This is a genomic window from Algoriphagus namhaensis (assembly GCF_042649705.1).
GTDB classification, from domain to species: Bacteria; Bacteroidota; Bacteroidia; order Cytophagales; family Cyclobacteriaceae; genus Algoriphagus; species Algoriphagus namhaensis.
Map to the genome: position 1 here is coordinate 1,842,313 of NZ_JBHRZS010000007.1, position 25,696 is coordinate 1,868,008.

Annotated in this window: 23 protein-coding genes; 4 read left to right on the forward strand and 19 right to left on the reverse strand. The window is 42.0% G+C overall.

What is annotated here, in order from left to right; translation table 11 throughout:
• Nucleotides 1-2: 2 nt before the first annotated feature.
• The 4 genes from ACFOSV_RS16360 to ACFOSV_RS16375 all read right to left on the reverse strand — a co-directional run bounded on the left by ACFOSV_RS16360 (nt 3) and on the right by ACFOSV_RS16375 (nt 5,063).
• Nucleotides 3-620: a DUF4159 domain-containing protein gene (locus ACFOSV_RS16360; RefSeq protein ID WP_377907121.1), complete on the reverse strand. Its 618-nt coding sequence runs from the start codon at nt 618-620 to the stop codon at nt 3-5.
• A 56-nt stretch (nt 621-676) separates the two neighbouring features.
• Complete coding sequence (locus ACFOSV_RS16365) at nt 677-1,993, reverse strand: TldD/PmbA family protein (protein WP_377907122.1); 1,317 nt, start codon at nt 1,991-1,993, stop codon at nt 677-679.
• A gap of 16 nt (nt 1,994-2,009) precedes the next feature.
• Nucleotides 2,010-3,653 carry a TldD/PmbA family protein gene (locus ACFOSV_RS16370; protein WP_377907123.1) on the reverse strand — a complete coding sequence of 548 codons (1,644 nt, stop codon included), beginning with the start codon at nt 3,651-3,653 and terminating at the stop codon, nt 2,010-2,012.
• 267 nt (nt 3,654-3,920) lie between these two features.
• Nucleotides 3,921-5,063 (reverse strand): aminotransferase class V-fold PLP-dependent enzyme, encoded by a 1,143-nt coding sequence (locus ACFOSV_RS16375; RefSeq protein WP_377907124.1) that lies wholly within the window; start codon nt 5,061-5,063, stop codon nt 3,921-3,923.
• Nucleotides 5,064-5,217: 154 nt separating this feature from the next.
• Between ACFOSV_RS16375 and ACFOSV_RS16380 the strand changes: the two genes are divergently transcribed.
• Entirely contained in the window at nt 5,218-5,724 is a 507-nt protein-coding gene (locus ACFOSV_RS16380) for a hypothetical protein (RefSeq protein WP_377907125.1), read from the forward strand.
• A 54-nt stretch (nt 5,725-5,778) separates the two neighbouring features.
• On the opposite strand, the gene ACFOSV_RS16385 is transcribed toward ACFOSV_RS16380, so the two are convergent.
• Nucleotides 5,779-7,920: a TonB-dependent receptor gene (locus ACFOSV_RS16385; protein ID WP_377907126.1), complete on the reverse strand. Its 2,142-nt coding sequence runs from the start codon at nt 7,918-7,920 to the stop codon at nt 5,779-5,781.
• A gap of 14 nt (nt 7,921-7,934) precedes the next feature.
• Nucleotides 7,935-10,598, reverse strand: a complete 2,664-nt coding sequence (locus tag ACFOSV_RS16390; protein WP_377907127.1) for a PQQ-dependent sugar dehydrogenase — start codon at nt 10,596-10,598, stop codon at nt 7,935-7,937.
• Nucleotides 10,599-10,881: 283 nt separating this feature from the next.
• Between ACFOSV_RS16390 and msrA the strand changes: the two genes are divergently transcribed.
• The gene (gene msrA, locus ACFOSV_RS16395; RefSeq protein ID WP_377907128.1) at nt 10,882-11,964 is read left to right on the forward strand and encodes a peptide-methionine (S)-S-oxide reductase MsrA; all 1,083 of its coding nucleotides are present in this window, start codon (nt 10,882-10,884) and stop codon (nt 11,962-11,964) included.
• Between the two features lie 29 nt (nt 11,965-11,993).
• Here the strand turns inward: msrA and ACFOSV_RS16400 are convergent, their stop codons facing one another.
• Nucleotides 11,994-12,602 carry an alpha-ketoglutarate-dependent dioxygenase AlkB family protein gene (locus tag ACFOSV_RS16400; protein WP_377907129.1) on the reverse strand — a complete coding sequence of 203 codons (609 nt, stop codon included), beginning with the start codon at nt 12,600-12,602 and terminating at the stop codon, nt 11,994-11,996.
• A 71-nt stretch (nt 12,603-12,673) separates the two neighbouring features.
• On the opposite strand from ACFOSV_RS16400, the gene ACFOSV_RS16405 reads away from it, so the two are divergent.
• Nucleotides 12,674-13,081, forward strand: a complete 408-nt coding sequence (locus tag ACFOSV_RS16405; RefSeq protein ID WP_377907130.1) for a hypothetical protein — start codon at nt 12,674-12,676, stop codon at nt 13,079-13,081.
• Here ACFOSV_RS16405 and ACFOSV_RS16410 read toward each other — a convergent pair whose 3' ends face one another.
• Nucleotides 13,082-13,537, reverse strand: a complete 456-nt coding sequence (locus tag ACFOSV_RS16410) for a Dabb family protein (protein ID WP_377907131.1) — start codon at nt 13,535-13,537, stop codon at nt 13,082-13,084.
• A gap of 81 nt (nt 13,538-13,618) precedes the next feature.
• Here ACFOSV_RS16410 and ACFOSV_RS16415 point away from each other — a divergent pair, with 81 nt between their 5' ends.
• A complete protein-coding gene (locus ACFOSV_RS16415) occupies nt 13,619-14,614 on the forward strand; it encodes a 2-hydroxyacid dehydrogenase (protein ID WP_377907132.1) in 996 nt (331 codons plus the stop codon).
• A 59-nt stretch (nt 14,615-14,673) separates the two neighbouring features.
• Here ACFOSV_RS16415 and ACFOSV_RS16420 read toward each other — a convergent pair whose 3' ends face one another.
• From ACFOSV_RS16420 to trxA, 11 genes are all read right to left on the reverse strand, one after another.
• Nucleotides 14,674-14,868 carry a cold-shock protein gene (locus ACFOSV_RS16420; RefSeq protein WP_377907133.1) on the reverse strand — a complete coding sequence of 65 codons (195 nt, stop codon included), beginning with the start codon at nt 14,866-14,868 and terminating at the stop codon, nt 14,674-14,676.
• A gap of 202 nt (nt 14,869-15,070) precedes the next feature.
• Nucleotides 15,071-16,060, reverse strand: a complete 990-nt coding sequence (locus ACFOSV_RS16425) for a fatty acid desaturase family protein (RefSeq protein WP_377907134.1) — start codon at nt 16,058-16,060, stop codon at nt 15,071-15,073.
• 526 nt (nt 16,061-16,586) lie between these two features.
• Nucleotides 16,587-17,936 carry a hypothetical protein gene (locus ACFOSV_RS16430; RefSeq protein WP_377907135.1) on the reverse strand — a complete coding sequence of 450 codons (1,350 nt, stop codon included), beginning with the start codon at nt 17,934-17,936 and terminating at the stop codon, nt 16,587-16,589.
• Nucleotides 17,933-18,991 (reverse strand): c-type cytochrome, encoded by a 1,059-nt coding sequence (locus ACFOSV_RS16435; RefSeq protein ID WP_377907136.1) that lies wholly within the window; start codon nt 18,989-18,991, stop codon nt 17,933-17,935. The genes ACFOSV_RS16430 and ACFOSV_RS16435 overlap by 4 nt, the downstream gene beginning before the upstream one ends.
• A gap of 97 nt (nt 18,992-19,088) precedes the next feature.
• The gene (locus ACFOSV_RS16440) at nt 19,089-19,808 is read right to left on the reverse strand and encodes an acyl-[acyl-carrier-protein] thioesterase (protein WP_377907137.1); all 720 of its coding nucleotides are present in this window, start codon (nt 19,806-19,808) and stop codon (nt 19,089-19,091) included.
• Nucleotides 19,805-20,962, reverse strand: a complete 1,158-nt coding sequence (locus ACFOSV_RS16445; protein WP_377907138.1) for an MFS transporter — start codon at nt 20,960-20,962, stop codon at nt 19,805-19,807. The genes ACFOSV_RS16440 and ACFOSV_RS16445 overlap by 4 nt, the downstream gene beginning before the upstream one ends.
• Nucleotides 20,963-21,208: 246 nt before the next feature.
• Nucleotides 21,209-21,688 carry a DUF6691 family protein gene (locus tag ACFOSV_RS16450; protein ID WP_377907139.1) on the reverse strand — a complete coding sequence of 160 codons (480 nt, stop codon included), beginning with the start codon at nt 21,686-21,688 and terminating at the stop codon, nt 21,209-21,211.
• A 10-nt stretch (nt 21,689-21,698) separates the two neighbouring features.
• On the reverse strand, nt 21,699-22,280 hold the full coding sequence (locus tag ACFOSV_RS16455; protein WP_377907140.1) for a YeeE/YedE family protein: 582 nt from the start codon (nt 22,278-22,280) through the stop codon (nt 21,699-21,701).
• Between the two features lie 12 nt (nt 22,281-22,292).
• Nucleotides 22,293-23,696: a hypothetical protein gene (locus ACFOSV_RS16460; protein WP_377907141.1), complete on the reverse strand. Its 1,404-nt coding sequence runs from the start codon at nt 23,694-23,696 to the stop codon at nt 22,293-22,295.
• 92 nt (nt 23,697-23,788) lie between these two features.
• The gene (locus tag ACFOSV_RS16465) at nt 23,789-25,210 is read right to left on the reverse strand and encodes an MBL fold metallo-hydrolase (protein ID WP_377907142.1); all 1,422 of its coding nucleotides are present in this window, start codon (nt 25,208-25,210) and stop codon (nt 23,789-23,791) included.
• Between the two features lie 80 nt (nt 25,211-25,290).
• Entirely contained in the window at nt 25,291-25,611 is a 321-nt protein-coding gene (gene trxA / locus ACFOSV_RS16470; RefSeq protein WP_377907143.1) for a thioredoxin, read from the reverse strand.
• Between the last annotated feature and the right edge of the window lie 85 nt (nt 25,612-25,696).

Here is a 25,696-nt window from a genome sequence, read left to right on the forward strand (position 1 = left end):
AATCAGTATGTTAGTGCATAAACAATGATGTTTACGCCAAATTTGGTATTGTCTTCTTTGAGAAAACGCTTATTTCTAAAATCATAATCCCATTCGCAGCCATAATCCTTATTGCTGTACAGCACCCCGATTCTCCCGTTGATCACCACAGCTTTGAGATAGTCGTGGATGAGATCATCACCCCAACCATTTAGCTCGAATGATGTGGCCGGAGGGCCTTCTTCAAACTCGAAGAAAGCGGTATAAATCGGGTGGTTATTTGGGATTTTTTGAAGCGCGTTAGCGCCAAAGGTTCTGGCCATTTCGGCCTCAAAAGACTTTGCGAAGAGCCCGTCAATATCATGATTGCAATCATCCGCGAAGACAAAACCTCCATTCTCCACATAGGTCTTGAAGTTTTTTCGCTCCTCAGTGGAAAACTCCACAAGCTTATGTCCACTCAGATAGCAAAAGGGACTTTTGAAAATTTCTGAACTACTTAGTTCTACTATTTTCTCCTGTTGATCTAGTGGGATCGTGGTATACTCAATCAGAGAATGAATCAGGTTTGACGGCATCCGCTGATCCGTATCCCAATTTCCCGAGTTGTACTTAATCCGAGTGAAGAAGAAGTTATTCATGCGATTTTAAGTCTACGGACCACGGTCGACAGTCGACTGTGGCCCGTGGACATTTTTTAAACTGCGTCAGACAAACTCGTGAAGGTGAAGTCACGAATCTTCATCGCAGGAATCATATCCCCTCCCACTCTTTGCTGACGACCCAAGGCTTCTATATTGTTGAGCATAATAATCGGGCTTTCATTGAATCGGAAGTTTTTAACGGGGAATTTGATCTGACCGTTTTCGATGTAAAAGGTACCATCTCGGGTCAATCCAGTAAAGAGTAGGGTCTGTGGATCCACGCTTCGGATATACCAGAATCGAGTCACCAAAATGCCTCGTTCTGTACTTTTGATCAAATCTGCCAGACTCTGATCTCCACCTTCCATGATTACGCCACTCGGTCTTCCCACAGGTGCAACGCCTTGTTTTTCTGCCCAATAGCGAGAATAAAACATGTTTTTGACCACACCATTTTCTATCCAGGTGACTGGCTTTTGCGGATAGCCTTCATTATCCCAAGGTGCACCTGGAATCTGAGGGTGAGCTGGATCAGAATAGATATTTACTCGCTCGTCAAAAAACTTCTCTCCTACTCTGGTTCCACCACCTTTTTTACTCAAAAAGCTTCGGCCCTCATCGGCATTTCTTGCATCTAAACTACGAGTTAAAAGTCCTAATAAGTCTCCTGCAGCTGTTGGCTCTAGAATTACCGTGTATTTGCCCGGCTCAATTGCCTGAGCATTTACAGAGGCTTGCGCTTTTTGCATGGCAATGCTTGTTACCTCTTTTGAATTCAAAAGACTCACGTCATTGTAATCCCGAATAGCATAGCCAGAACCTGTACCATCTGCGGTACGAACAGTCACTGAAAAGTCAACTGATGTTCTTTTGTTGTAACCAAACATCCCTTTGCTATTTCCCATAGCAGCAAAACCAGAGAAGTCCTCCAAGTATCCTGCGGCACTAAGATTGGCCGCTCCGCTTGGATTTAGACTGTCTGCTGCAATTTGAGCTCGTTGATCTGGTGTGATGCCGTCGGTAGACTCCGAGAAAGTCTTGGATTCTGGATATTCTTGTGGCCCTAGCATCGGCATGTATTCCGGATTTTCCGGTGCTAGCTGAGCGATTTCTTCTGCTCGAGCAACTGCTTTGCGTAAGGATTCATCGTCCAACTCATTAATGCTGGATGATCCTGACTTTTTGCCATAAACTGAAGTTACATTCAATGAGATCTCATTTGTCTCACCACTTGTACTCACATTGTTTCGAGCATATCTGATATTACCGGTTCTCCCTCCAGAAATCACAACCTGAGTCTCGTCAGCTTTGGCATAGGAGAGCACCTTATCGATGATCGTTTTCGCTTCTTCTTGTGTTAAAATTGCCATAATTCTTCTGTTGGGGTTAAATATTTCGTCCAGTATTAATCACATTGACTGCATCAAAGCGAGTCGTACTGCTGCCATGGGATACAGCCGAGACTTGTGAAGGCTGACCTTTGCCATCGAAGAATGATCCAAAGAACTTGTAATCATCCTTATCGCAAATCTGGGAACAGGAATTCCAAAACTCCTGAGTATTGGACTGATAGGCTACATCTTCAAGCATGTTGGTAATTTCTCCGTTTTTGATTTCGTAGAAAAGCTGACCTCCAAACTGGAAATTGTAACGTTGCTGATCAATGGAATAAGAGCCTCTACCCAAAATGTAAATGCCTTTCTCCACATCCTTAACCATTTCGGCTACGCTCAACTTTTCAGTGCCTGGCTTTAGAGACACATTTGGCATTCGCTGGAACTGTACCGAAGACCAGTTATCTGCAAAGCAGCAACCGTGAGATTCGGGCTCATTGATGATTTTAGCTTGATCTCTGATTGCCTGATAATTGACCAAAACACCATTTTTGATCAAATCCCACTCCTTGCACTTTACTCCTTCGTCATCATAACCGGTGTTTCCGAGAGAAAGCGGCTGAGTCTTGTCTGCCACGATATTTACCTTGTCAGAACCGTATTTGAAGTCACCCGCTCTCCACTTATCCAAAGTAGCAAAACTGGTTCCTGCATAGTTTGCTTCATAACCCAAAACACGATCCAGTTCCAATGGATGACCTACAGATTCGTGAATGGTAAGACCCAAGTGATCAGGATCCAAGACCAAATCATATTTGCCCGGCGTTACTGACTTAGCAGTCAATTTTTCCTGCGCATGCTTTGCAGCATTTACAGCATCCTCCAGCATATCATAGGAGTTTCTATAGCTATTGAATCCTGCTGGATTCATCGCTTTATCCTTTTCTAGTCCATCGAGGTACTCGTAACCCATACCCATTGGTGCGCTAAGGGCTTGACGAGATCTAAACCCGCCTGAAGTCTTATTCACCGCGGTTACATTAAATGTTGGCCAAATTCTGTGAATGTCCTGATCAATGTAAGAGCCGTCTGTGGACGCAAAATACTTTTGCTCATTGATCATGAAAAGTGAAGAATTCACAAAGGCTGCACCAGTATCCATCGCCGCATTATTTACCCCGAGGAGCAAGTCAATTTTTTCCTTCACAGGAACTTCCAGCGCATTTTTCTGAATGGGCGTCTTCCAGGAGACTTCCCCTTGACCTTTAACTGGCGCAAGTTCAACCGGCTCTTTTTGTAGTTTGGAGTTTGCCTTAGCGATGGCTACGGCTGTTTCTGCACATTTCTTAATTCCATCAGGCGTCACATCAGAGGTAGCCGAGAATCCCCAGGTTCCGTTCGCAATCACTCGAATACCTACACCGAAGGATTCCGCATTGGTGATGTTTTGAACATTTTTCTCTCGGGTAAAGAGAAACTGCTGAAGGTAACGGCCAATTCTAACATCCGTGTACGTGGCTCCTTTAGCTTTGGCGGCATTCAGGGCTGTGTCTGCGAGAAGTTTCTTCGCTGCCACATCGATCCCTGGCTCGAGCAATTGCTCTGCTGTCACGGGATTGCTCATGGCGACCAGACCGGATGTAGCCAGAGCTCCCAAGCCTAAACTGGAAAGGTGGATAAAATCTCTTCTTTTCATATGATTGTTTTGTTGTTATGACCAAATCAAGTGTCCCAACCGTGTGTAGATAGGCATATCAATGGACTTTAGATAAATTTTGATAGTGGTTAATTTGGTGATAAGGATAAGATGAAAAGTAAGCTTCTCCTGCGAAACCTACAAATGAAAATATTTGTGCGGTAAAAAATGTAGGTTGTAACCACTCCACACCCATTTATTGAATAACTCAGGGTAAAAAGGATTTCAAGCTGTAAAACAACCTTGCGGTGTAAAAACTACGAATTATCATTTCAAAGCCTTTTTCAACCTCTCAATATCCCTCAATTCATTAAACACATTAATGGAAACGCGCAAAGATTGACCACGAACTGAGACGTAAACTTTCTGCTCATCCAGTCTTCCTTTGATTACTTTGGCATCCGTTCCACTGGGAAGTGGAAGCGCAAAAAGATGATTAGCAGCATATTCGCTCAAATCTAAACCTAAGCCCCTCGATTGCTGAAAATCAAGTAATTCTGTTTTAAGGCTATGCGCATAAGCCTGAACTCCAGCTGGCGTCCAAGCTATGAGTTGCTCAAGGGCTTTTTCAAGCATGGGTAATAAAATAAAGTAGCTCGTCTCCCCGACATTAAAACGGTTTGCACCCGGTAAAAACTCCTCTTGATAATTAGTGAGTTCAGAAAAAATATGCGAATTGGTTCTGTTCATCCAGGATTCCTCAAGTGGTTTCCCATCCTTGAATTTTTCACCAAAAAAGGATAACCCGAGTGAATAAGGACCCAACAGCCATTTGTAGCTCGCACAGATCAGTGCATCAATCCTACATCCCTTCACATCAATGTGCATAGCGCCTACCGACTGCGTACCATCGACAATAAAGCAGGCGCCTACTTCTTCACAACGTCTTCCAATCGCCTCCAGATCAAATTTCACCCCATTCATCCAGTGCACACTAGAAATCAAAACAACTCCCGTATCAGAGCTTATTGCTGTGAGTAATCGCTCATTCCATGATTCCCCCAGGCTTCCCGCCTTGGGATCTCCGTCCACAATCACCAATTCCCCTTCGTTTTCATCAGCCCACCTTTTTAGCGAAAAGTATCCACTCGGAAATTCATCTTTCACTGTGATAGCTTTTTTACCTGGACCTGGTTTCCAATTTGAGAGCGCTACCGCAAAACCATAGGACGTACTTGGTATCATAGCCACCTCTTTTGGTTCACATCCTATCATTTTGGAAAAAAGGCTCTTTACTTGATCCACGCAGGTAAAGAAATCCGCAGGTTGCATGGAAAATGGGTTTCGCATTTGACGAAGATCGATCAATGCTGCTTCCTCAGAAGACTTCAAAATTGGGCCACGATAGGCATTGTTCAAATATGAAACCTCTGGATCCAGACTGAATAGGTGCTTTTGGCAAGTGAGCATAAAAATTGGTTATGGGACTCTGATACAAACAGGATTAAACAAAACTCTTGGAGAGTTCATGCTTGAAATCTAAACCATTCATACAAGAAATGAAAAAACGGCAGGTCAAGTATTTATTTTTTGGCTTTTTGAATGTAGCTTAAGAAGAAAAAAAATGAACCCAAAAACTACTCAAGCTTATAACAGGCTTAAAGGTCTCCTTCACGGCGTTTTTTTGGACCGTAGGGTAAATCGAAATGAAATCATGGAACTGAGAGACTGGTGCTACGCCAATCAAGAGCTGGCAACTGATGGTCCATTCAAAGATTTTTTCCACGATATCAAGGCAATTTTAGACACCAATGTGGTGACTGCCGAGGAAATTCTAGACATGAACGTGATCCTTACAAAGTATCGCAAGCATTTTGTTCCGAAAGATCAGGCCGTGGCGGATATCAATTTTTTGAGAGGAATTTGCTACGGAATATTGGCTGATGGGGAGATCAATAAACATGAGGTGTATATGCTGAAAACTTGGCTTGAAGAAAATGCGCATTTGTGCATGGATGCTCCTTACAAAGATTTCTACGATATAATCTCCAAAGTACTAGAGGATGGAAAAGTAGATTATGAAGAGTCCAAGGCTCTTGAGAAGCTCTTCAAGGATTTTTTAAATCCGTAAAAAAGAAAAGGTCAGCGATAAAATCGCTGACCTTTTCTTCTGATTTGCATAAGGTTAAAATCTGAATAGAATCTCACCGCCAAAAGTCGATGGGTTTCCTAAGTGAGACGCACCAAAATTATATGCATAATCTACGTACGTTTCATCCAGAATATTTCTAGCCCAAAAATTCAACTCCCAAGTATCATTTGTCACTCCCACTTTTGCATTCAGCAGGCTAAAGGCATCTTGAGAAATGGTGTTTTCCAAATTAAAGAATTGCTCTCCAAACGATTGCCATTCTCCGCGGAAGAGCCATTTGATGGATTCATGGTTAAAGAATTTTGGGGTGTACTCTAGCGCAACAAATGAAGTGTAATTGGGTGTAAAAATCTGATTGTTTCCTGAATAATCAACGGTGCCGTCCTCACCCGGTAATTCAAGTTGATCATAGGTGGCATTGGTATAACCAAAATTCCAATCAAAAGTCAAATTCCTTCCGAGAAGAGTTGTAAACTCTGATTCGATTCCAAAACTCGTCACGTCACCTGCATTACTTGTAATCACGATGGCATCTGGCAAAATTAAGGCGGGTACCTGCACGTCAGAAATCCCTGAGTAGAATACCGCCACATTCCATCGAATCCTATGGTCATTGAAATAGTTTTTCACTCCTATCTCAAAGTTATTTGAAAACTCAGGGTCATAAGCAAATAATGGTGGCTGAGAAGGGTCAGAACCTATCTGTGTCAAACCTCCTGGTCGAAATCCTCTGCTATAACTCACAAACCAATTTTGATCCTCAGTCGAGGCAAAGGCAAGCGCGAGCTTCGGCGTGATGGCAGTGAAATCTGCAGTACCGGTGGTATCAGCCTGCGGAACCAAAGGATCTCCACCTCCAAGGTCTACTTCCTGGCCCACGGTCAATTCCTTTTCCTCATAGTCAAACCTCAGTCCTCCGGTTAGCGCCAGTTTTTCCGTAAGGCTGTAGGTAGCTTGGGCAAAAACAGCAGCACCAGATGATTTTTGAATATTAGTGTTGATGATAGTAATATTAGTACTTGGTGAACCGATCAATCCAGCATCTTCCCCAAAGAAGATTCCTTGGCGAGTAGGCGCATCTGAGATAAACCCGAAAAAGCCAACTTGCCAATCCAAACGATCGGCAGAAGCTCCCAGTCTGAATTCCTGAGTCCAAACCTTATTGGTATTCCAATCATTCCCGTAATTATTCACAATAGATACAGCATCCAATGGAGAAAAGTCTCCATCAATTGGATCCCGATAATATCTATAATTCGTCTGGAATGCTGTCTGTGAAAAGAAATTGAACTTTGGACCATTATTTCTGAAAACTACAGACGTATTGGTGGTATTGTCCACCATTGTAGTTGTCGCATTTTGACTTACCACAAAAGGATTTTCAATTGCAGAATCTGGATCTGGCGCAAGTGCAAAAGCACCATCATTTCTGTTATTAGTCACTTTAAAGTTTGCCGTAACATCCCAGTTTTTAGCAAAATAATACTGCAAACTTGCGTTGAAATTCGTGATTCTTTGGCTATCAAAATTTGAATCATAGAAGGTATTGGTATAAAAACCATTCATTCGTTCAGACAAAAATGTCGTATTGAAATAAAGCTTCTCAGGACTCAAAGGAGCTCGAATTCCTGCCGCAACTCTCGTCAGGCCATAATTCCCAGCGGTAATTTTGGCAAAACCAGACAGCTCTTCAGACCGTAGTTTGGTTTTGATATTGATTACGCCACCCATGGCATTTCTTCCATAGAGTGTACCTTGTGGGCCTCGGAGCACCTCAATACTTTCGATATCATTCAGGTTGAAGAAATAAGTGTCTAGGCCAAATTGATTCACGCCATCCACATAAGTTGCCACAGCTGGCTCATAAGACGTGGTGGTGATTCCTCGCAATGAAATTACATTTCTATTGTCGCCAGGATTGGCAAAGTAAAGGTTGGGAATCACTGACCGAAGCTCTCGGACATTCCAGATATTTTGACGATCAATTTGCTCTGCATCCAGAGCGGAAACTGAAAAGGGTACTTTTTGAAGGTCCTCGGGCTGTTTTTGGGCCGTGACTGTGACTTCTTGCAGTCGTCCCTCAGGAATGGTGTCATTTGATTGGGCATGGCTACTAGCTGTCAATCCTATGAAAAGGAATAGTGTTGCCCCAAAATGGGCGATAGGTTTGTTCATGGGTGAATTGTAAATTATCTACTGAATTGAATAGAATAAAGATTGAAGGTATTCCAGATGGACACATCCGAAGCAGCTTCAAAAATAAAGTAAATGTCTTGGACGCTGTCCGTTTTTTCGATTTGAATTATCTCTGGAAACCAATTTCCGGAAGCCCCTGAAGGTCGATCGGCTTGTGAAAGGGTTTTTGTTTTGCCGATTACTTTGCCATCTAAGGAGCCAATTCGGATTTCTATGGACCCTTTTGTACCTCCGGGATTTAGTAATAATTTCAATTGGTTTATTGAAGACAAATCAATTCCTGCAAATCTCACCCAACTCTTGTCTTCTGTAAATTTGACAAATTGATCCACATCCGTGTTGGCCTTTGCTGCACCTTTATATTCATTTCCTTGGACAGCTGGAAGTGTGGCATTCCGCAGTATGAATTGGGATTGAGTCCTGATCGGAGCAATTCCATTGGCTCCTCCATCAGTGTAACCTGCCTGAACCACATAGTATCCTTCCACATTATCTACTTCTGTGATAGGAAATTCACCTTTGAGAGGTAATCTTTCGTCACCATAGTTAGGGTCCTTTAGCGCCAAAATAAAGTCAACCATGGTTTCGATTTGGTCGTCGGCTAAGTGTGTGTGTCCTGGCATGACTCGCTCACCCCAGACTCCTCCTCCTCCATTTTTTATTTTATCAGTCAAATAGGCCTTCGCATCTGTTTGACCAGCATATTTTTCAGAGACATCGTTGTAGGTTGGTCCAACAGACGCATTGGCTATTGCATGGCAAGCTTTACACCCTGATTCATTAATGTATCGCTCTCCCACAGAAAGCTCCTCTTCTAGATGACCAATTTGGATAAGGTCAAACCCTCCAGCTAGATAATCAATAGAAAAATCAACCTTGCCAGGATCAACAGTACCATCCTCCATGTCCTCAACAAGGACCTCATATTTGATTTGATCCTTACCGAAATAAAAGCTTCGATTTCCTTCCCAATTGATTGCAACTGTTGGAGGCTGATTCCCTACTTGAATCACAACATTAGCCTTACTCTCTAATCCTTCCCGATCCGTAACGGTAAGCTCCACGGTGTATTCTCCTGGATCTTCAAAAGTATAGCTAGGATTAGCTTCAGCTGAATTGGCACCAGCAAGACCAAAGGTCCATTCATATTGTAATTGATCTTCTGGATCGAAATCCATACTTCCAACAGAGGAAAAATCAACTTTTAAAGGTGCTGCTCCTTTTTTGACAGAGGCATCTGCCACAGCTTTTGGCTTTCTATTGCCAGGCGCAAACTCGATCACATAGAGGCCTGAGTCATCATTTTGAGCTCTCCAGAACGTGCCATATTCCAAAAGGTACAGATCACCATTTGGCCCAAATTGCATATCAACTGGCTTATCAAAAACCGTGTTTGGCATAAAGCGCTCCATGGTGTCGTATTCGAAATTTTCAGTCAGCGATACGGTGAATATCCAGTTTCGCATCCAGTCATAGACGAATACCTTTCCGTCATAATATCCCGGAAACCGAACCTCACTATCCGCGTAATCATCTCGATAGTAAACTGGTCCAGCCATTGCGTTTCTACCACCCTCTCCAAGCATAGGAAATTCCTCTGACGCTCCGTAAGGATACCAAATCAAAGCTGGAGTGGCTGGAGGCAAAATTTCAATCCCGGTGTTATTTGGAGATGTGTTTTTAGGCGCCATTGGGTCAAACTCAAACAAGCTTTCTTGCTTCTCGAAATCGTACTTCCAGTACGGCTTGTTGTTTCCAACAAAATAAGGCCATCCAAAATAACCAGCTTTGGTAGCCAAATTGATTTCATCATGTCCTTTCGGACCTCTTCTCAAGCTGTCCTCTGAGGCATCTGGCCCCACTTCGCCCCAGAATAAATTTCCGTTTCGCTGGTCTATTCCAATTCGGTATGGATTACGATTTCCTTTGACGTAGATCTCAGGACGAGAAAGCGGGTCATCTGCTGGAAATAGATTGCCCTCCGGAATAGTATAAGTACCATCAGGCTGTGGAGTGATTCGGATGATCGAACCCCGAAGGTCATTTGAGTTACCGGATGAGCGTTGTGCATCTACATTTTCAGGACGTCCGGGTCGCTCATCAATTGGATTATAATTATCGGATTCAAAAGGTGTGGTATCATCTCCAAGAGAGACATAAAGATTTCCTTCTCCATCAAACTCTACCGATCCACCAGAATGACAGCAGCCTCTAAATACTGGTACTTCCAACATGACGATCTCGGTACTTTTGTCTAGAAGTCCCTCCACCACTGTAAACCTTGAAAGTCTATTGATAGAGGCACCTTTTAGCGGAGCGTAATACAAATAAAGCCACTGATTTTCTTCAAAATTAGGATCCTTGGCCATTCCCAACAAACCATCTTCACCATCTGGATAAACTTCCAATGAACCAATTTCTATAAGCTCTTTCGAATCCCTGATATACTTTTTTAAAAGCCCGTTTCTCTCGATAATAAGCACATCCCCATTTTGCAAAACCTCCAACTCCATAGGTTCATTTAGGCCTTCCACAAGAGCTATTTTGGTAAATCTCGTTTCTTCTGGCGCCACTGTGGCAAAAGGATCTCCTTTTTCTTCAGTCTGACAAGAGATCATTCCTAAAAATAAAACGGCAAATAATAATTTTTTCGGCATGGAAATCATGGGCTTAGTCAGGGTGAAATTAGAAATAATCATATCCAATTCTCTGATTTTTTTGATTGAGTACAGATTTGCTAGTCTTTCGGAAAATGCACCTTATCAATGGTCTTTGAGGCTTGTTATCCCAAGTTTTCGGTCGGCAAATTGACCGCATTTAACAAGTTTTAAAACAGAATTTCAACGAGAACTTGGCAGATTAGCTCCTTCTCTGAACAGATTTTAGCTTTTGCTTGTTTATGCAATCCAAAGGAGAATTTTAAATATGAACCAAAATAATATGCTTACGACAATTTTCAGCGCTGTATTCGCGCTTATGATGAGCGCATGCGCGAGCCCCAATCAAAGTGAAGAGGCTGAGGAGACTACGTTTCAACTAACCGACTTTCCCGCAAATACGGAGTTAGCCACCTTTGCTGGAGGCTGTTTCTGGTGTGTAGAGGCACCTTTCGAAGGAATTGATGGGGTGCTATCAGTAGTCAGTGGCTATGCCGGTGGCAAAGAGAAAAACCCAACATACAACCAAGTGGCTAGTGGCCAGACTTCGCACAGAGAATCTGTACAAATTGCCTTTGACCCTGAAGTAATCAGCTATGCCGAGCTTGTGGATATTTTCTGGCAAACTTTCGACCCAACAGACGTGGGTGGATCTTTTTACGACCGAGGGACGCAGTATGAATCTGCAATTTTCTATCATTCTTCACAACAAAAAAAGGTGGCTGAGGAATCCAAAAAAGCCCTTGACAAGTCTGGAAGATTTGATAAAAAAATCGCGACCCCTATCATCAAATTCACTAATTTTTATGAGGCAGAAGAATATCATCAGGATTACTATAAGAAGAACCCTACTGAATATTATGCATACAGAAATGGTTCGGGAAGAGATGCCTTCATAAAGAAGCATTGGCCTGAGCTCACTGCTGACAAATATCCAGCGATGAAGAAAAGTGAGTTAAAAGAAAAATTGACGCCTTTGCAATACGAAGTAACCATGGAAGATGCTACAGAATATGCCTTCCAAAATGAATACAATGGCAATAAGAAAGAAGGAATCTACGTGTGTATCGTTTCTGGAGCTCCCCTATTCAGCAGCAAAGACAAGTACGAGTCTGGATCCGGATGGCCTAGCTTTACCAAGCCAATCGATGCAAGAATTATCGACAAACCTGTCGATAAAACTTTAGGAATGACGCGAGTAGAAGTAAGAAGTAAATTAGGCAATAGCCATCTTGGCCATGTGTTCTATGATGGACCTGAACCGACCAACCTTCGTTATTGCATGAATTCAGCAGCGATGAAATTCATTCCTAAAGAGGAAATGGAAGCCCAAGGCTACGGAGATTATCTTTGGGTAGTCCAGTAAACATTGAAAGCCGGCTAAGCCGGCTTTTTTTATGCAAATACTTTTCTGAAAGTTAGATTGATGCGACCTCCATGAATCCGCTTCCGCTTTGGGATTTGATGTTCCCAAAAGTGCTGAGTCGAACCTTGCATCAGTAGTAAACTTCCTGAGGTGAGCTCGCAAGATACTTTTTGCTTCTTATCTGAATAATAGCGCATCTGAAATTCCCGACTCTGACCGAAGCTCACTGAAGCTATGGTGGGATTTTGCCCCAATTCAGGTTCATTGTCTCGATGCCAGCCCATAGAGTCCTGACCGTCTCGATAGTAATTCAGCAGGACATGTGTAAAGTCCGTCTGTGCAATATCTTGAACTCTTTCCCGAATATACATCAGCTCGGAAGTGAAAGGAAAAGGGATCATTTTAATCCCAGAGTATCCATACGGAATTGAAGAATCTCCATAAAGAGCAGTCAATCTCGGTTGCATGATTTCTTTTCCAAAAATTTTAATGGGCTCCTGCTTCCATTGGATATTATTTTGAAGCTTTTCAAAAAACAAATCTGAGTCCTTCGAAGAAATAAACTCAGGAAATAGGAAGGCCTCCCCATCAAAAGGTAATAGATTTTGAATTGGTTTTGAAAAAAGTGATTGCTGCATAGATTTAAAACTCACTATGAAATCATAAGTTTAATTTCCTATTTTTCGATTCTAAAAATTAATCAACCGCTATGAAGAAGTTTGCTTGGATCATGGGCATTGTGCTCCTTTTCGTTTTTGCAGGGATTTTTTGGTACAAATTTTACTTTGTTTTCGGCGAAGGCGTCAAAGCTGGAAGCTTGAACTATTTTGTGAAAAAGGGTGTGATTTTCAAAACTTACGAAGGCCGAATAGTGCAAGAGGGCTTCCAAAGTCCAAGCGCTGGAGAATTGCAAAGTAACGAGTTTCGATTCAGCGTGGTGGATGAAGAAGTCGCACTTCAACTCGAACGATCCTCAGGAAAGCATGTTGAGCTTCGCTATGAAGAATTTAACGGAATGCTCCCTTGGCGTGGCACTAGTAATTTCCTCGTCACCGAAGTACTCATGGTGAGAGAGTCTGCCAGCGCAACGAACAAGGAACTCCCTTACAGTCAATAATCAGGGTCTGGCCCAATAATCCACAACAAGAACTTGGTCCAGATGGGGACCGAGAATTTCTCCAAATTCCTTGTGACTTGGGTGAGGAAGATACTCATCTCTTGCTTGAGCCGTGTGAAAGGTAAGTGTAAAGGCATGAGTTAACCCTCGATTGAGCTCTTCTGGGCTTGAATTCACACCCCACTCAAAGGATATAATTCCTGGGATTTTATTTTTTAATTCTCGGAAAGCGTCGACTACCGTGTTGATTTCTTCCTCTGAAGTTTCCGCTTTAAAGGAGAAGAAAACAACGTGTCGTAATACTGAATCTGGTTTTTCCACGAGAAGTTCTGGGTCAAATGAGGATGAATTTAAGCTAGACTCATCAAATTTTTCTTCAAGAATCTGAATTTCACTCTTTTGTCCACATGCTACAAGAGAAATTATAATTATTATACAGGTGAATAACTGTTTCATTTATCTGTTCTTTTTTGCTGAAAATAGACATTCAAGATTTAGAAACCAATTAGCCATATATGATGAACAAAAATTACAAAAATGAAAGTAGCCTTCTTTAATACCAAGCCATACGAACAAAAGAGTTTTGAAGCCCAACTGGATGGATCCGGACATGATTTCACCTTTTTCGAAGCCAAACTAGATTTAGATACTGCTCCGCTCGCCAAAGGCTTCGATGCCATTTGTTCCTTTGTTAATGATCATTTAGACCAAGCCATTTTGGAAAAATTAAATGGTTTTGGAATCAACAAAGTAGTGCTTCGATGCGCGGGCTTTAATCAAATAGATCTGGAAGCCGCTAAAGTACTAGACTTCACAATCTGCCGTGTACCTGCCTATAGTCCAGAGGCCGTAGCTGAACATTCTTTTGCCTTGCTTCTCACCCTGAGCCGGAAAACACATAAGGCATTTAATCGAGTTCGTGACAACAATTTTTCCCTGGTTGGTCTCACAGGTTTCAATATTCATCAAAAAACCATCGGGGTCATCGGTACCGGTGCCATAGGAAAGGCATTCATTCGTATAGCTATGGGCTTTGGCTGTAGGATTTTGGCTTATGATCTCTACCCAGATCAAAAGATGAAGGACTTGGGGGTCTCGTACTTACCGCTCGAAGACGTACTCAATCAAAGCGATATTCTCTCCCTGCACTGCCCACTCACGGAAGATTCCTTCCATATGATCAATAAGAAAGCTCTTCAAAAAATGAAAGCCGGAGTAACCATCATCAATACCAGTCGAGGTGCTTTGATTAATACAAAGGATGCGATCTCCGGTCTGAAAAAAGGGAAAATTGGGTTTTTGGGGATAGATGTGTACGAGCAGGAAGAAAACTTATTCTTTCAAAATCTTTCTGAAGAAATCCTTCAGGATGAGCAGATCGCAAGGCTCATGACCTTTCCAAACGTACTGATCACGGGCCATCAAGCATTTCTCACCCATGAAGCATTGAGCGAAATTGCCCGAGTGACCTTACTCAACCTGGACCAAATAGAAGCCGGGATGGAACTGGATAATCAAGTCAAATTAGGCTAAAAAAAAAGCCAGAATCTCGAAAGATTCTGGCTTTACCTTGTGATATATATATTAAGATCTTACTTAACTACTTTTACATTCACTGCATTCACGCCTTTTTTGCCTTGTACAAGCTCATATTCTACCTTGTCGTTCTCACGGATATCATCCACAAGACCACTCATGTGTACGAAGATGTCTTCACTTGAGTCATCTGGAGTAATGAAACCAAAGCCTTTGGTCGTGTTAAAGAATTTTACTGTTCCTTCATTCATTTTTTCTACTATTTAATTGAAATTGATTTTTGTTTTTCTGGAAACTCCAGATGGGTTTTGATCACAATTAGTCTTTCTATTTTTGGATCATGTGATCTTGCCTGCTTAGATTTCAATACTGGAAACTGCTCAACAGACAGTTATTATTTTTATAGGCTATTCCTGTTCTTTCTTAGAGAAAGCCCGTTTTGTCGTTTATTTTTTAGGCCTTGACGGCTTCTAATTTTGGAGTCCTTCCTAATACATAGAGCATTCTAAAATGATCTAAAACCGCTGAAATGAAATGAGGCTTGGAATGGTAAGGTACATTAAATTCTTCAGCAGTAGCTTTGACGATTTTGGAGATTTCCAAATAGTGCACATGACAAATATCCGGAAACAAATGGTGTTCGACCTGAAAATTCAAACCACCGATAAACCAAAACAAGGCTTTATTCTTTGGAGCAAAATTACAAGTAGTAGCCAATTGGTGTAAGATCCGTTCTCCCTCCACAATTCCCAATTCATTGGGCTGAGGAAAGTCGACATCTTCTACAATATGAGCAATCTGGAAAACCATTGTAATAGTGAATCCAGTAACGAAATGCATCAAAATAAACCCAAGAATGATCATTCCAGCCGAAAATGGCGAGAAAATAATGGGCAGAGCTAGAGCAAATGTAAAATAGGCCACTTTGTAAGCGATAAGCTTCAAAACGGTTTGTTTATACTCCTGCTCACTTTTTACCAAGCCTTTTTTATAATATCTCTTCAGTCGGATAAAATCCTTAACTGTCACCCATGATAATGTAGAAAGTGAATAGAAGAACCAAGCGTACAGATGCTGATAGCGGTGTAACTTATTCTGTGGTGCATTTGGAGAAAATCTCAAAAAGAAAGGCGCATTAATATCATCATCATGGTCATCTATATTGGTATAGCTGTGATGAAGTACGTTGTGCTGAAGCTTCCAAACAATAGAACTCGCCCCTACCATATCTATGGTATGACCAATCCATTTATTCACTGATTTTTTGGAAGAATATGAACCGTGGTTTGCATCGTGCATTACGCCCATACCCACGCCGGCCATGCCAAAACCAGAAAGTATGAAGCACGCAAACATCTGCCAAGTGGTAGAGGCTACTCCGGTAATCACGAAGATGTAGGGAACAAGATAAAGCGAAACCAACAAGATAGTCTTTATGACCATGCCAGTATTGGCGTGTTTTGAGCGATTTGTGGACTTGAAATGTCCATAAACTCTCGATCTGAGGGTTTTCGAAAATTCAGAAAGTTCTGATTCCGAGAATCTTACAGTTTTAATAGGTATTCAATTTAAGTAATTAATAAGGTTCCTAGAGAAAAGGTGCATGCTTGAATTTTCATTTATTCTTCGGAAGAAATTCAATCAAGCAAGTAATAAAAAAGATGTAAACCTATCTAGATAAAAACCCTTACTATACTACTTTGGCACATAAATCAATCAAATTCCACTTTGGAATCGATCAAAGTACGTTTTACTTTGAGGAATTGATACAAAGGTGATGATAAATATATTCAAAACCTAATCAGGAAAATCCTTTAAAATCAGAACCGGAATAATCATAAAAATAAGTAAATCAATCCATTAAGTATTTTTATGATCAATTGATAGCCCCTGTTGGGAAAAGCCCATAACGTCACAACCCCTAAACTCTGATTGACTTACTGAGGATTGTTTTTGCCTACTGAAAATCCTAATTCAGGTAAATATCAAATATGAAATTCACGTGCCACAGCTCCACCTTATTGTATCGCTGATTTGGAGTAAGCCCTTCCGAATCCAAAGCTTCTTTATTCATCACAAGCAGATGAAAATTAGTCCTGGGGAGTCCTTTGGGTCTATATTTTAATCCGAAATTAATCTGTCGATAAGATGAGAAATTGTACTTGTTGGCCTGAGCATCTGAAGTGGATGGAATTTGGTGGATTCCAATTACCCCATAAATCTCCAGAGGAAAATCCTGCATAGTATAAGAGGCAAACCAAGTCGCTGCAGTCACAGATTCAAAACCTTCGTTCCTTTCTCTTGGAATAAAGGTAAAAAACGGATCTTTACCCCATTCTCTAGGACTGAGCCATCTCCCATCGCCTCCTACTCGAGTGAAGTTCATATGGGTTAGCCATTTGGAATTCCTCCAGCCAAATCGCGTGGACAGGTACCAATTTCGATCCTCAGGGCTTTTGTATGCGAGACTATCTAAAGAGTTGCCTCCATCACCTATCCCGTGTTGAAAACCAATTTGAGCTCCACTAATCCACTTGGCTTTTGAGCCCTTCATACTCCAATCCTTGTTCCATGAAAGATCCAAGGTGTTAGAGATATTTTGCACGTAAGTCTGAGAAAGAGACATCTTTCCTAGCTTATCTCTACTGTAGTCAACTTGATAAAGCCCCACAAAATCCGAATTTGTATTTCCAGAATACTTTGAGGCTTTGCCAAACACATCTCGGCCGACGGGAAATACACCAATACTCTCTCCCACACCGAGCCATCTAGAGGTACCGCGTACACTCATTCTATTGATCCACCATGCCTCGATTCTCCAATTTTCATTTGGAGCAAACCAACCCTGAACACCCTCTATACCTGTGGGAGACAGCCTTCCGTCCTGAGGATTGATCCAAGGAGTATTGATTCCAAACCTCCCCACTTTGACTCCCCATTTGTCTGAGTTATATCCTAGGTTGAGTATTTCTAATTTGCCAAAGAAACTATCACCGGGATTAAGGAGATCAAAAAGTCCGGTTTCGTAGCGATTGGATTGTCCACTTAGAGGATCTGGAGACCAAATATCCGAGCTCAATACATTAGCGAAGACACGATACCCGATTTGAAAATTCCAATTTTTCTGAAATGATATTTTAGTACCAAGATTTAGGCTGGTGCCCAAGGCATAGTCATCTTTGAAGTCAGACGGGTACGTAGAGCTCATCCAGAATGTCCTCAAATGGAAATCAGGCTTGATATCTACAGACTTCTCTTCTTGAGCATGGCTAGTCTGTAATACAAGGCCAAAGAAAATCAGAATCAAAAAACGCTTCATTTCCCTTCTTTGGCTGCTAGGATCCCTTGATAAGGACCAAACTTATGTTGTTCCTCTGTAAAAGGATCTGCATAAGGCCCAAAAGGATGATCCATGGGCTTTTTTGAAATATCTGGCCAATCCCCAGATAGGTTTTTACTCGGCCTTTCCAAGCTATTGACATAGGCTGCGACATCCCATGACTCTTCATCTGTCAGCATTGGATTCTCATATGTAGCACCAAAGGGCATATTTGCTTTCACGTATCCGGCAAACCGAGAGAGTCTGAATAAACCTGCTCCTTGATTGTAACTGTGATCTCCCCAAAGTGGTGGGTACACATAGCCTGTACCATCAAGTTTGGCGACGCCAGACCCATCTGCCATGTGACAACTTGCGCACTGACGATCATAAACTGTTTTCCCTTTGACGGGGTCTGCCGCACGATCCAGAAGCGGCACGGAATACAACCCTACCCCTTTGGGCTTTTCTCCCTTGGGAGTATCCTTTCCTAGCCATTCCATGTAAGCCACCATAGCCTTCATTTCTGGGCTGCTTAGTTCCAAGGCTTCTCCATTAAGACTGCGCTCAAAGCAATCGTTGATTCGCTTGGGAATATCTTCTAGTTCGCCAGAACGATTTCGGACTTTGGGATAATTAGCAGAAACACCTCCATAATTATTTCCCAACGGAACTCGTCCCGCGTCCAAGTGGCAATTTTGGCAATTAAGTCCATTAGAAATTTTTCGAACCTTACCATTCGGACCAAGATATTCCGCTGTATTGGCAATCAGTTCTTTGCCATATTTAATTTCATCCGCATTCAGCTCACTTTCCACCTCGCTCCAAGCTGGCGGTAGCCACATTCCCACTGGGTCCATCAATGAATTTGATGGAGCTTTAGCCATAGCTGGCTCACTCACCGCAGCGGTCATTTCTGCTTCAAATGAAGGTGCAACTCCACTAGTGGAAATGAAAATGGCAAATCCCAAAACGGCTACAAGAACCGTAGTGAGAACCAACAGTGCCACCATTGAAATAAGAAGCTGCAAAAAGGATTTTCCTTGCTTTTCCATAGTCTCTTTAATTATACAAAAATGCAGCTAAGCCACCGCAAGCGCTGTGATCAAAATCACATGAATAAAAAAATCTTTACCTCTTAGGCTAATTTTTCTAGGCCCAATGGCTAGAAAACACTCTCTTTTCCTTGACCTTTCCCTCCACAAAAAAATCTCCCTCGGATTCAAATAGTTCAAGGGTGACTTCGTCATTCAAGTGACATTCAGAAAGGTAATTTATACCACAAAACTTTGGTTCAAGACCAGCCTGAATAATCAAGTCTTCCGCCCATCGAATATAAATGGTATTGTTTACATGCCGATTAAGATCAAGATCTGAGGGCTTCACTTGGATATGAATCTGATTTTTGATCTCTCCTTGTGCTTGTACCTTTTCTGGTTCCCACATGGGTTTGAGTTCAGGATCGAACAATTCCTTTGGCAATACTGATTCAGGACGCTGAGGTCTCTTGCTCACAGAATCTAACAACAGCCAACTGCTCATGCCTGTGACCAAGGGATTTCCATCAAGATCGGTGAGCAGGAATTCTCGAAATGCAAAAATTTTATTCACCCCCCTGCCAGCAGTGTAGATTTTCATCGTTTCCCCCCATGCGGGTCTTTTTTCTGCTTTTATTGCTAATCGAGCCAATGCCCACATTTGATGATTTTCTGATAAATTCGTCCCAAATCCAGCAGAATTAGCATGTCTCCAGGCAATTTCTTGAAACCAATCTGCAAGTGCATAGGTGCTGATTTTCCCTTCAGGGCTTACCTGAAATGAGTGAACTTCAGCTTCCATTCCAAATTGGAAATCTTGACCATTTACCTTCATGCTTTTGCTGGTTTTACATCAAAAATCTCTTTGCGATAGCTCGCTAAAATCATAATCCCTAGTCCATTTAGAGCAATCAAAGCAAAGGACACTTTCAAATTAAACAAGTCTGCAATAAAGCCGATCAGCGGTGGTCCCAAGAGAAAACCAAAAAACGCAATGGTGGAAACAATGGCCAAAGCAACACCTGGAGAATATATTTTACTTCGGCCGGCAATGCTGTAAGAGAGGGGAACAATTGCCGCCACGCCAAACCCTACCATTAAAAAGGCTAATGTCGCTACCCAGTAATAGGGCATTAGAACCGCAAGAATCAAACCTGAAAAAATCAAAAGGCCACTGAATCTAATAATTTGAACTTTACCAAATCTCGCTGTCAATCGATCTGAAAGAAATCTTCCAGACGCCATGGCGCCCATAAATACCACATAGCCAGTCGCTACCAATGTCGGGTCCGCCAACACAACTTTTTTGAAATACACACCGCTCCAGTCAAACATACAACCCTCGCACATCATGCCAAGGAAGGAGATCAAACCAACCCGTAAGAGTAGGTCATCAGGTTTTTTCAAAACCAAGCCCCCACCACTCGGCGCTTTAGCCTCTTTCACAACAAAAGGTCTTGCCAAAAAGATAATGAAGAATGAAAGGATAGTAATGAACAGGAAATGTGTGCTAGGAGATAATGTTAGAAAAATCATGGCCGCACCAATACCTGCACCCACAAAACCTGCTGAGCTCCATAAACCATGAAAACTAGCCAAAATACTTCTTCCGTAGTCATCTTCCAGCGCCAGAGCCTGTGTATTGACCGCGATATTCATCACATTTCCCAGGAGTCCAAACAGAACCAAAACCAATGCAATGGCCCAAGTAGTCGGGCTCAAACCCACGAGAGGCAAAGCAATGGCATACAATGCCCCGCCCCAGATGATTACGACACGACTACCGTACTTATGCACGAGCCATCCAGCAATTGGCAAGCCCAGAACCGACCCTATAGGCAAGCAGAGAAGTAAGGTCCCTAATTGACCTTCTGACAAGTCAAACTTTGATTGAATCTCAGGAATTCTGGAGGCCCAACTGGCAAAACAAAGGCCGAGAAAAAAAAATAGACTACCGAGAGCAATTCGGCGCTTTTTTAAGGGATTCATGAAAATGATAGGTCTTTAAGCGACGAAATTTACTAAGATTAAAAGAAAATCAAATATCACAGAGATTAAAGAAAACTATTTGCCTCCGCTCGTGTTCCTCTACCAAAGGTAACGCATGGAATTTGTAATTGTAGGGTCGATCCTGGTCGTCATCATTCTTATGATCCGCTTCATTATCAAGCGCGTTTTTGAATAAAAAAACCGATCTAGTTATTTAGATCGGCCTTCATTATTTTTTGTTTTTCCTTAATTCGGAAGCTTTGGAGCTAATTTACCATAAACCCAAGTACCTGCGAGAGCACTGATTAGCGTCACCAATACTACAGAGTATCCGCTTCCAATCTGAGCAAACAAAGGGCCTGGACAAGCACCCGTAATCGCCCAACCTAGGCCGAAGATAAATCCACCAATAATCTGTCCCTTACGGAACTCCTTGTTGGGAATAAATATTTTCTCGCCTTTGATCGTCTTGATTCCAAACCGCTTAATTACTTGAATTGAAATAATCCCAGTAACCACGGCAGATCCAATTACTCCGTACATGTGAAAGGATTGAAATCTGAACATCTCCTGAATTCTGTACCAAGAAATGATCTCAGCTTTCACAAAAATGACTCCGAAAAGCACCCCGAGAATGAGGTATTTCAATAGCTCCAAATTTCGCTCTTCTCGGATCTGAGAATTAGGCGCATCGCATACAATATTATCTTTTTCTAAAACCTTCATCTTTTCTTAATTAAAACCCAACCCAATTCATTAATGGACCCAATAATACGTGGGTCATGAAAATTCCTCCAAGCATGAAGAAAATAGTCGCTACGACAGACTGCCATTGAAGGGAACTAATACCCATAATCGCATGCCCAGAAGTACATCCTCCTGCGTATCGTGTTCCAAATCCAACTAAAAACCCACCAATCACGAAGAATAGCAGTCCTTTGGCTGTAAATAGATTTTCCCAAGTGAAAATATCTGTGGGCATCAATCCTGAAAAGTTGGTAATTCCTAGGCCCTCAAGATCACTCATCGTACTTTCCGCGATGATTATTTCATTCGGGTTTGACAGGAGCTGAGTGGCCAATAAACCACCGATTCCTATTCCCAATACAAAGGCAAGGTTCCAAAGTTCCTTCTTCCAATTGTAAGTGAAAAAAGGGATTCCAGCAGGTACACAAGCCGCACAAATGTGACGAAGTGAAGAAGACACTCCGAAAGTTTTATTCCCCAAGATCAATAGCGCAGGTACGGTCAGTCCAATCATCGGACCTGCCACATACCATGGCCAGGGTTGAGAAATCCATTCAATAATTCCGTTCATTTTCTATTTATTTTAAAACCTATAATCTAAGATCAAACTGTAGTTGATCATATTTACTTTATTAATCATATTTTCTAAAGACACTTCCTGATTCGCAGTTGCCTTTTTGCCAACCACTAAAAGCTGGAAGTCTAAGCCTTTGAAGAATCCTCCAAACCGGTAATCTGCAAGCGCTGAAAACTGGTAATAATCTGGTATTCCATATTTATTGAGCCGAAGATTATCCTGGTCTGGATTATTCACATAGGATGCTCCTAGACCAATTTTTAGCTTTTCTTGGATAAGATTTTGATCGAATCGTACCATTTTCACATCCACTCCACCCAATCCTTCAAAACGCTCACGTGGTAAACTCACAAAGAACTCCTCTCGTCCCCATTCTCGAGGGAACAAAAACCTTCCCTGGTCTGAAATATTCAGATAGTTTAGCGTCAGTTGGCTATTTACCCATTTCAAACCTCCTTGCAAGCCAAAACCATTAGACTTTTCATCGGGAAGGATGTAAGCTTTTTCTGGATTTTCATTCCCCCCATTACCCACAGCGCTTTCATAAAAACCCTGAACTCCCCAAAGAACTTGAGGACCTGAATTGGTAGGCAATTGGCCTTTGGCCTGAATCATAGAAAGTCCAAAGACTCCCTGTGCCAGATAATTCCAAGATTCAATTTTCAAACGATCAGATGTAAAATCTAATCCTACAGTAGCGATTCCTTCTGAATCGATATGATGTTTATAATCTTCTGATGAGCCCAATGGATTTCTTCCTGTGTTGTATAAGCCAAAAGACTCTTCAACAGAAAGCCATTCTAAAGACCCTCGAGAAATGACGTGGGAAAACCAAGCCGCCTTCACTCCAAACCTTCCTGGCTTAAATCCAACTGAAACCCCGCTGAATAGGTTCGGCCGCATTCTGTTATCTGAGGCGTTCAGCAGCAGACTATTGAAATGATGCCTTCCTACCCAAATACTCAAGGATTCTTTTTCATAACTGATGAAAAACTCCTCGAGTCGATCCAAATGTGCACGATTGGATGGATGCTGGAGATCATAAAGCAATATTTCATAGCGGTTTGGGCTTTGAGTAGTCGGATCCAGCTTAATGACATTATTTTCAAAATGTCTAAACACAAAGAATCCACTAAAACCTACTCCCAATCCTTTCCATCTTGGGGAGAAATATCCCAAGCCAGCTCCGGAACCCCAAGTGCTATAGTCTAAAAGACTTCCTTGGTTTTGCGTAGCCATGAAATATGACCGCAAGTGAAACTCAAACTCACCACTTTGCAATACTTTTCCGAACAACGTTTTGTCCGAATCACTTGTTAGATGCTCCGTTTCTCCATGCTGAGAATAGGCCTTTTCAGATAAGACCAAACCCGCCACGAGCAAAACAAAGTTGACAACTCTTCTTATCATAGTGATGTGACTTTAGTCACATTGGTAATCCTCAAACTAAAAATGGCAAACCTTTCGGCCTGCCATTTTCAGTATGAAAACTTCTATTTTTCTTAGAGTAAGGTAGTAGGACAAACGTAATCCGATACCTCAAACTTCTCAGACTCCTTGATAGCCTTGAATCCACCATCCACATCGATCAAGTTGTCATACCCTCTCGCTCTGAGAATGGAATTGAAGACCATAGATCTGTATCCACCAGCACAATGTACATAGTAGGTCTTGTCCTTGTTCACTTTGAGCATGCTATCATTAATGTAATCCAATGGGGCATTTTCAGCTCCGATCACATGCTCAGACATGAATTCGCTATTTTTTCTTACATCCAGAATATTGATTTCTGAATTCTTGGCTTTTCTGTCGGCAAGCTCCTGTGCGGAAATCGACTCAATATGATCTGTTTCTTTTCCCGCAGCTTTCCAAGCAGCAATTCCGCCCTTGAGATATCCCAAAGCATAGTCATAACCCACTCTAGCCAGCCTCGTGATTACTTCTTCTTCTCTTCCTTCGTCAGTAATCACAAGGATTTCTTGCTTCAAATCCGGAATCATCGCGCCTACCCATACGGCAAAGCTTCCATCGATTCCAATATTTACAGAGTTTGGTACAAATTCCTTGGCAAATACCTGTGGGGCTCTTGTATCCAAAATCAAAGCTCCAGTTTCATTAGCTGCAGCTTCAAAAGCTTCTGGACTTAGTGGATTTACCCCTCTTTCCAATACATCATCAATGCTATCGTAGCCTTCGATATTCATCATCACATTTTGAGGGAAATATGCTGGAGGAGGTGTTAATCCCGTGATTACTTCTTTGATAAATTGCTCTTTGGTCATCTCCTGAAGCGCGTAATTGGTCTTCTTTTGATTTCCTAGCGTATCAGATGTCTCCTTGCTCATATTTTTACCACAAGCCGAGCCTGCACCGTGTGCTGGATAGACGATCAAATCGTCTGGAAGAGGCATGATTTTATTTCTCAAAGAATCATAAAGGTGCGCTGCAAGTTTGTCCTGAGTCAAATCAGCTACAACCTTTTGAGCCAAATCAGGTCTTCCTACATCACCAATGAACAAGGTATCACCGGTAAAGATCGCTTCAGGCTTACCTTCTTCATTGTAAAGCAAATAACATGAGCTCTCCATCGTGTGTCCTGGTGTGTGAATCACCTTCACTTTTGCCTTACCAATCTGAAATTCCTGTCCGTCTGTTGCTACAATGGCATCAAATCCCATTTTCATTCCGGTAGGACCATATACAATATCTGCACCCGTCTTAGCAGCGAGATCTTTATGACCAGAAACAAAATCTGCATGGAAGTGTGTTTCGAAAACATACTTAATCTTTGCATTTCTGCGCTCTGCTTTTTCGATATAAGGCTGCACTTCTCTTAATGGATCGATCACTGCGGCTTCGCCATCAGACTCGATATAATAGGCTCCTTGGGCCAAACATCCGGTGTAAATTTGTTCGATTTTCATATTGTTAGTTTTTTCTAATTTCTTCAACAAAAATAAAATACATAAAGTAAGGCATCTATGACAATTGTCACATTATGGCTTTAGGCATGCTGAGCAATATTTTCTTCTATTACCCGAGAAAGTTGATGTGCCGGTACCACTCCCGATTCTCTCCAAAGGATCTTGCCTTTGTGAAACAGAATCAATGTGGGTACACCGCGAACTTGAAACTTGCTAGCGGCCATCTGATTTCTATCAACATCCACCTTGACGATTTTCACTTTCTCTCCCAACGCTTTTGCAGTATCCTCCAAGATAGGCTGCATCATTTTACAGGGACCACACCATGTGGCAAAAAAATCCACCAATACGGGTTGGTCTCCGTCGATTAGTTGCTGAAAGCTTTTTGGTTGCTCTTTCATAATTTTTCTGAATTTCTATGTGAACAAAAGTACGGCGCGAATAGGTTCGGATCAGTAACGAATGTCACAGATAAAAAACAAGGCT

Excerpts from the sequence above, each read along its gene's own strand:
- ACFOSV_RS16465 (WP_377907142.1), bottom strand. The coding sequence starts at position 25,210 with ATGAAAATCGAACAAATTTACACCGGATGTTTGGCCCAAGGAGCCTAT.
- ACFOSV_RS16420 (WP_377907133.1), bottom strand. The coding sequence starts at position 14,868 with ATGAATGAAGGAACAGTAAAATTCTTTAACACGACCAAAGGCTTTGGT.
- ACFOSV_RS16360 (WP_377907121.1), bottom strand. The coding sequence starts at position 620 with ATGAATAACTTCTTCTTCACTCGGATTAAGTACAACTCGGGAAATTGG.
- ACFOSV_RS16430 (WP_377907135.1), bottom strand. The coding sequence starts at position 17,936 with ATGAAGCGTTTTTTGATTCTGATTTTCTTTGGCCTTGTATTACAGACT.
- ACFOSV_RS16445 (WP_377907138.1), bottom strand. The coding sequence starts at position 20,962 with ATGAATCCCTTAAAAAAGCGCCGAATTGCTCTCGGTAGTCTATTTTTT.
- ACFOSV_RS16400 (WP_377907129.1), bottom strand. The coding sequence starts at position 12,602 with ATGCAGCAATCACTTTTTTCAAAACCAATTCAAAATCTATTACCTTTT.
- msrA (WP_377907128.1), top strand. The coding sequence starts at position 10,882 with ATGCTTACGACAATTTTCAGCGCTGTATTCGCGCTTATGATGAGCGCA.
- ACFOSV_RS16380 (WP_377907125.1), top strand. The coding sequence starts at position 5,218 with ATGAACCCAAAAACTACTCAAGCTTATAACAGGCTTAAAGGTCTCCTT.
- ACFOSV_RS16435 (WP_377907136.1), bottom strand. The coding sequence starts at position 18,991 with ATGGAAAAGCAAGGAAAATCCTTTTTGCAGCTTCTTATTTCAATGGTG.
- ACFOSV_RS16370 (WP_377907123.1), bottom strand. The coding sequence starts at position 3,653 with ATGAAAAGAAGAGATTTTATCCACCTTTCCAGTTTAGGCTTGGGAGCT.
- ACFOSV_RS16375 (WP_377907124.1), bottom strand. The coding sequence starts at position 5,063 with ATGCTCACTTGCCAAAAGCACCTATTCAGTCTGGATCCAGAGGTTTCA.
- trxA (WP_377907143.1), bottom strand. The coding sequence starts at position 25,611 with ATGAAAGAGCAACCAAAAAGCTTTCAGCAACTAATCGACGGAGACCAA.
- ACFOSV_RS16415 (WP_377907132.1), top strand. The coding sequence starts at position 13,619 with ATGAAAGTAGCCTTCTTTAATACCAAGCCATACGAACAAAAGAGTTTT.
- ACFOSV_RS16455 (WP_377907140.1), bottom strand. The coding sequence starts at position 22,280 with ATGAACGGAATTATTGAATGGATTTCTCAACCCTGGCCATGGTATGTG.
- ACFOSV_RS16450 (WP_377907139.1), bottom strand. The coding sequence starts at position 21,688 with ATGAAGGTTTTAGAAAAAGATAATATTGTATGCGATGCGCCTAATTCT.
- ACFOSV_RS16425 (WP_377907134.1), bottom strand. The coding sequence starts at position 16,060 with ATGGTCATAAAGACTATCTTGTTGGTTTCGCTTTATCTTGTTCCCTAC.
- ACFOSV_RS16460 (WP_377907141.1), bottom strand. The coding sequence starts at position 23,696 with ATGATAAGAAGAGTTGTCAACTTTGTTTTGCTCGTGGCGGGTTTGGTC.
- ACFOSV_RS16385 (WP_377907126.1), bottom strand. The coding sequence starts at position 7,920 with ATGAACAAACCTATCGCCCATTTTGGGGCAACACTATTCCTTTTCATA.
- ACFOSV_RS16365 (WP_377907122.1), bottom strand. The coding sequence starts at position 1,993 with ATGGCAATTTTAACACAAGAAGAAGCGAAAACGATCATCGATAAGGTG.
- ACFOSV_RS16440 (WP_377907137.1), bottom strand. The coding sequence starts at position 19,808 with ATGAAGGTAAATGGTCAAGATTTCCAATTTGGAATGGAAGCTGAAGTT.
- ACFOSV_RS16390 (WP_377907127.1), bottom strand. The coding sequence starts at position 10,598 with ATGCCGAAAAAATTATTATTTGCCGTTTTATTTTTAGGAATGATCTCT.
- ACFOSV_RS16405 (WP_377907130.1), top strand. The coding sequence starts at position 12,674 with ATGAAGAAGTTTGCTTGGATCATGGGCATTGTGCTCCTTTTCGTTTTT.
- ACFOSV_RS16410 (WP_377907131.1), bottom strand. The coding sequence starts at position 13,537 with ATGAAACAGTTATTCACCTGTATAATAATTATAATTTCTCTTGTAGCA.